The sequence below is a fragment of the Flavobacterium sp. genome (assembly GCF_031363805.1).
Lineage (GTDB): Bacteria > Bacteroidota > Bacteroidia > Flavobacteriales > Flavobacteriaceae > Flavobacterium.
Map to the genome: position 1 here is coordinate 1 of NZ_JANLVD010000005.1, position 5,923 is coordinate 5,923.

6 protein-coding genes are annotated in these 5,923 nt (G+C 31.5%); 3 read left to right on the top strand and 3 right to left on the bottom strand.

Annotated elements, in window-relative coordinates; translation table 11 throughout:
• Nucleotides 1-151 precede the first annotated feature (151 nt).
• The gene (locus RMN92_RS00245) at nt 152-331 is read right to left on the bottom strand and encodes a hypothetical protein (protein ID WP_309607450.1); all 180 of its coding nucleotides are present in this window, start codon (nt 329-331) and stop codon (nt 152-154) included.
• A gap of 93 nt (nt 332-424) precedes the next feature.
• Between RMN92_RS00245 and RMN92_RS00250 the strand changes: the two genes are divergently transcribed.
• Both RMN92_RS00250 and RMN92_RS00255 read left to right on the top strand, forming a co-directional pair.
• Complete coding sequence (locus RMN92_RS00250) at nt 425-709, top strand: DUF2752 domain-containing protein (protein WP_309607451.1); 285 nt, start codon at nt 425-427, stop codon at nt 707-709.
• Nucleotides 710-720: 11 nt separating this feature from the next.
• Nucleotides 721-1,047: a CCC motif membrane protein gene (locus tag RMN92_RS00255; RefSeq protein ID WP_309607452.1), complete on the top strand. Its 327-nt coding sequence runs from the start codon at nt 721-723 to the stop codon at nt 1,045-1,047.
• A 79-nt stretch (nt 1,048-1,126) separates the two neighbouring features.
• On the opposite strand, the gene rocD is transcribed toward RMN92_RS00255, so the two are convergent.
• Complete coding sequence (gene rocD, locus RMN92_RS00260) at nt 1,127-2,407, bottom strand: ornithine--oxo-acid transaminase (RefSeq protein WP_309607453.1); 1,281 nt, start codon at nt 2,405-2,407, stop codon at nt 1,127-1,129.
• A 385-nt stretch (nt 2,408-2,792) separates the two neighbouring features.
• Nucleotides 2,793-3,332, bottom strand: a complete 540-nt coding sequence (locus RMN92_RS00265; RefSeq protein ID WP_309607454.1) for a DUF1697 domain-containing protein — start codon at nt 3,330-3,332, stop codon at nt 2,793-2,795.
• Nucleotides 3,333-3,623: 291 nt separating this feature from the next.
• Here RMN92_RS00265 and RMN92_RS00270 point away from each other — a divergent pair.
• Nucleotides 3,624-5,923 (top strand): chemotaxis protein CheB (locus tag RMN92_RS00270; protein ID WP_309607455.1); only part of this gene is annotated, 2,300 nt, incomplete at its 3' end.

A 5,923-nucleotide genomic window follows, 5' to 3' on the forward strand; every position in this document is an offset into this window, starting at 1 on the left:
CCCGAAGATTCAATTAATATTAGTTCTTTTTCTTCAAAATCAAGTTCAAAACCATCTTCCGTTTCAACCGTAATGGTTTTTCCATTTACTTTTAAAACTTTACCGTTTATAGCATCGTCAATAACAGAAATTTTATCTCCTTTTGTAAACATTACTCTTCTTTTTCTTGGTTTTTACTTGGTGTTTTGGCGCTTAATTTTGACATGCCAATAAAAAAAATAATTATTGCTGGTATTTGAATCCAAATAGTAGGTTTGGTTTGGGTCTGTTCCCAAATTAAAAGAAAGACAACAGCCAACATTGCAGTAATATAAATATATTTTAATTTCATTTTTTGAAGTAATGGCTCAAAATTAATAACTTTAAAGGATTATTTCTTTTAAAAATGATATTTTTTTTGTAAAATTGTTTAACAATTAAAGTTATGGCAACAGATGATTTTATGTTACCCTGTATGAACAAATCTATTTTTGGATTTGATTGTTTGGGCTGTGGCACACAAAGAGCTTTACTTTTAATTTTTAAAGGTGAATTTTCGGAGGCATTTTATATGTTTCCAGCCATTTACACTACTATTTTATTCTTTTTAATTTTGGCTTTTCATTTTATCGATAAATCAAGAAATTACCATAAAATAATTATAGGATTGGCAATAACCAATGCTGTTATTATGATTGTATCTTATTTTTATAAATATTCTAATCTTTAAATTAACAAACAATGCAAAAACAAAAATTACCCAATGCTACGGCTGTACTTATTCTAGGAATTTTCTCAATTCTAACCTGTTGCTGTTACGGCGTTTTAGGATTAATATTGGGAATTGTGGCTTTGGTATTGGCAAAAAAAGATTTGGCTCTATACAAAGAAAACCCTGAATTGTACAGTGATTATAGCAATTTAAACACTGGAAAAATTCTGGCCATTATTGGAATAGTTTTAAGTGGTATTTATTTGCTGACTAATGTTTTTTATTATGCAACTATTGGAGCAGCTGGAATGGAAGAAATGCAAAGACAAATGATAGAAAAATTGCAGAATAGATAATTTCTAAAATTTTCTAAAAATCAAAAATCCGTCAAGTTTCATAAACTGACGGATTTTTTATTAGTTGTAATTCTAAAAATTACTTTTCAAATTGTTTCAATGTACTTATAATAATAGAAACACAATCCAACAGTTGCTCTTCAGTCATGACCAAAGGTGGCGCAAAACGAATAATATTTCCGTGGGTTGGTTTTGCTAACAATCCGTTATCACGGAGCACCATACAAATATTCCAAGCGGTATCGCTTTCTTCAGTATCATTAATTACAATAGCATTTAACAATCCTTTGCCACGAACCAAAGTTGCAATATTGGAAGTTTGAACATATTTATCAATTTCTGAACGGAATAATTTCCCTAATCGACGGGCATTTTGAGATAAATGTTCTTCCGAAACTACATCCAAAGCAGCTATAGCTACAGCTCCTGCAATTGGATTTCCTCCAAAAGTGGAACCATGTTGACCAGGTTTTATCACATTCATAATGTGGTCATTTGCCAAAACAGCCGAAACTGGATAAGCACCACCAGATAAAGCTTTTCCAAGAATTAAAATATCTGGAGCAACATAGCTAGCTTGTTTTTCGCAAGCATTCTCGCAAGTACAATTTCCGCAAACAGCTAGTATAGAACCTGTTCTGGCAATTCCTGTTTGTACCTCATCGGCAATAAACAAAACATTGTGGGCTTCGCAAAGTGCTTTTGCTTTGGCTAAATAATCTTCACTTGGTACATAAACGCCAGCTTCACCTTGTATAGGTTCTACTAGAAATCCTGCTATATTTTTGGTTGATTTTAATGTATTTTCTAAAGCCGTTAAATCATCATATGCAATTTTGATGAAACCAGCTGTATATGGTCCAAAGTTTTTACGTGCATTTTCATCGTTTGAAAATGAAATAATTGTGGTCGTTCTTCCATGAAAATTACCATCACACACAATAATCTGCGCTTCGTTTTCGGCAATTCCTTTTTTCTCATACGCCCATTTTCTGCAAAGTTTCAAAGCGGTTTCTACAGCTTCCGCACCAGTATTCATAGGTAGTACCTTGTCGAAACCGAAATATTTGGTTACATATTCTTCGTAAACTCCCAATTTGTCATTATAAAAAGCACGAGAAGTCAAAGTCAAAGTTTGTGCTTGTTCCATCATGGCACCAATGATTTTTGGATGACAATGTCCTTGATTCACAGCAGAATAAGCCGAAAGAAAATCATAATACTTTTTCCCTTCCACGTCCCAAACATATACGCCTTCTCCACGAGCCAACACTACAGGAAGCGGATGGTAATTGTGTGCTCCGTATTTGTTTTCTAACGCAATGATTTCCTGTGAACTGATTTTTTCTAAAACTGACATACTGATATTTTTTAGCAAAAATAACAATTTAGTGGTAATAAAAAATAAAAAAAACAAATTCCAAAAGACAAAATACAAATAACAAGTAAATTCCAAAATTCAATTTTTTAAAATTCAAAAAACTATAAGTAAACCAGTTGGGTGTAATTATTTTTTATAACTAATTTTTATGGTTTTGTCATACTGAGCTTGTCGAAGTGTCATTTAGTGGGGTCTTCGACAAGCTCAGACTGACATTTTGGTTTTAACAAATTTTATTTTAACTAAAAAAATCAATTTTTAGTAATTTAATTAATTGCAACCAATGGATTAACTGTAGGTTGTTTTGGTAATTGAGATTTAAAATTTGGAATTTATTTGAATTTTGACATTTGTCTTTTGGAATTTAACCATTGTAGATTTCCAAAAGCTTTGTGACCGTATTCCAATTCCGAATGGTTGCCGTAACATTTAACTTTTTCTCAATATATTTTTGATCCAATCTTGTTTTTCCTGCGCCAACATCATATTTTATATATATTCTGCTTTTGTCAATACTGGCTTCATCGGGCTTGAATTGGCTAATTTTTAATTCGTCTAAAGCACTGTTGGTTAATTCTTTGGAAATGAACGCAACATATAGTTTTTTAATATCGTCTGTATTTTTTAAATAAGAATTGTTTTTGAAACAAGATTCTAAATCATTTTTATTAATAACAACCACTGGAACTTCGAGTCCGAGCGATCTAAAAATTTCTTGCTTGATTTGAAAACCAACTTTTGAAGGACTTTCTTCACTGGTATCTACAAAAACATTTCCAGATTGAAAATAGGTTCGTACATTCTGGAAACCTATATTTTCCAATGTGGTTTTTAAAACTTCCATTTTAATCATATTGTGACCAGAAACATTGATGCCACGAAGGAGAATGAGATGGGTTGTCATAATGTACTTTTTCTTTTTACAAAAATAACTTTTTTCATTGCTTAAAAGTAAATGTATTTTAAAAAATTGAAATTTTAAATACAAAAAAAGGCAACAAATTGTATTTACAATTATCCAAAATAAATTTTATTTACACCAATAAATTAGCGTTTCTTTTTTAATATTACTAATTTCACCAAAATTTTATAAACTTTATAATTGCAATTTATAACTAACTAAAGTTTTATATACAATTATAGATTATAAATCAATTTTTCATATGCTAAAACTATTTACAATATATTTAGGATTATGAAAAAAAATGACCTTATTAAGTCCAAAAATGAATTTCCTGTTGTAGGAATTGGCGCCTCTGCTGGTGGACTTAGTGCATTTAAAAAACTATTGCACTCCATTTCAAAAAATTCTGGAATGGCCTATGTACTTGTACAACATCTAGATCCTAACCATGAAAGCATATTGGCTGGGTTGCTTCAAAAAGTGACTGAAATACCAGTTTTGGAAATTACCGATGAAATAAAAGTTTTACCCAATCATATTTATATATTGCCCAGCAATAAAATGCTCATTGCCAACGATGGTGTGCTAGAATTGAGTGCTAGAATTACAAAAAAAAATGAACCCAATCATCCCATAGATGTTTTTTTTACATCGTTAGCCATAATTCATCAAACACATGCTATAGGAGTTGTACTATCTGGTACTGGCACCGATGGAACCAAAGGTTTGAAGGCCATAAAAGAATATGGCGGAACTACTTTTGCCCAAGATGAAGAATCTGCCGATTATGATGGTATGCCAAATAGTGCAGTAAATGCTGGTGTAGTGGATTTTGTGCTTCCTGCTGAGAATATTCCTGAAAAAATACTTAATTTAAGTGCGAATAATGGTAAAACCATCACTAATCAAAATACATTGCCACAAAATGATATTGTTTTCAAACAAATCATTTCATTGCTTCGTGTTCGGAAAGGGACAGATTTTACTTATTACAAACAAACCACAGTGCACAGAAGAATTTTTCGAAGAATGGCACTCAACAAAAATGAAAATCCTTCTAGTTATTTGGCTTTTCTAAGAGAAAATAAAGCTGAACAAGATTGTTTGTATCAAGATTTACTAATTCAAGTGACTTCATTTTTTAGAGATCCTAAAGTTTTTGATAATTTATGCCACTCTGTTTTTCCACATATATTAAAAAATAAAACTTCAACAGACAACATTCGGGTTTGGGTTGCAGGTTGTAGTACCGGACAAGAAGCGTATTCTATAGCCATTTGTTTAAAAGAATTTTTAGGCAATAAAGGTTTTTCTGGCGAAAGAGGTGTGCGTATTTTTGCATCAGACCTGAGTGATTCTGCCATTATTAAAGCCCGTATCGGCATATATTCTGAAAATGATATTGCAGATATTTCTGAGGAACGATTGACAGCTTTTTTTATTAAAAAAAATAACACTTATCAAATAAATAAAGAAATTAGAGATAGTTGCGTTTTTACAACGCACAATTTTCTAAAAGACCCGCCATTTAGTAAAGTAGATTTTATTAGTTGCCGAAATGTGTTAATTTACATGGAGCCTTATCTACAAAAAAAAGCACTTACCACATTTCATTATGCATTAAATCCAAATGGTTTTTTATTATTAGGTAAATCTGAAACTATAAGTAGCGTGCCTGGATATTTTGCCGCCGCTGCAAAACATGACAAATTATTTAGTAAAAAAAATATACAAAATAAAATTGCTTATGCTGCTCCTCAATTTCTTGGCGCGAGCTATGAATTCAATACTAATAACAAAGCTAAAAATATGCAAACCGATTTTCAGAAAACTGCCGATGATATTATTTTAAATAATTATACCCCATCTGGTGTGGTTGTTAATGAAGCCATGGATATTGTACATTTTAGAGGTAAAACCAATAATTATTTAGAACAATCATCTGGAAAACCAACCCACAACTTATTGCAAATGGCCAAAAGTGGCTTGGCATTTGAGTTGCGAAATATTTTGCACAAAGCCAAGAAAGTAAAAACGCCTGTGATTAAGGAAAATATTCCCATTCAAATAAAAGACGAACAACATATCATTTCTATTGAAGCCATACTTTTGCCCAATATTGTGGAACCTCATTTTTTGGTTTTGTTTCATGAAAAAATGCAAATTAAAACGGATCATGAATCATCGGATGTGAAGTTTTCAAAATCGTCTGTCGCTCAAAATAATATAAAAGATTTAAGAATATTGCAATTGGAGCAAGAATTATTGCAAAATCGAGAAGATATGCGTTCCATAACCGAAGACCAGGAAGCTATAAACGAAGAATTACAAAGTGCCAATGAAGAATTGCTTAGCGGAAGCGAAGAATTGCAAAGTTTAAACGAAGAATTGGAAAGTAGCCGAGAAGAATTGCAAAGTACAAACGAGGAATTGATGGTTGTTAATCATGAAATGATTGGTTTAAACGACATTGTGGTAGAATCTAGAAACTATGCAGAAGCCATTATTGCCAATATACCTCTACCATTATTGATACTTGATGAAAATTTGAGAGTCCAAAAAGCAAATACCGCTTTTTATAAAACATTTCA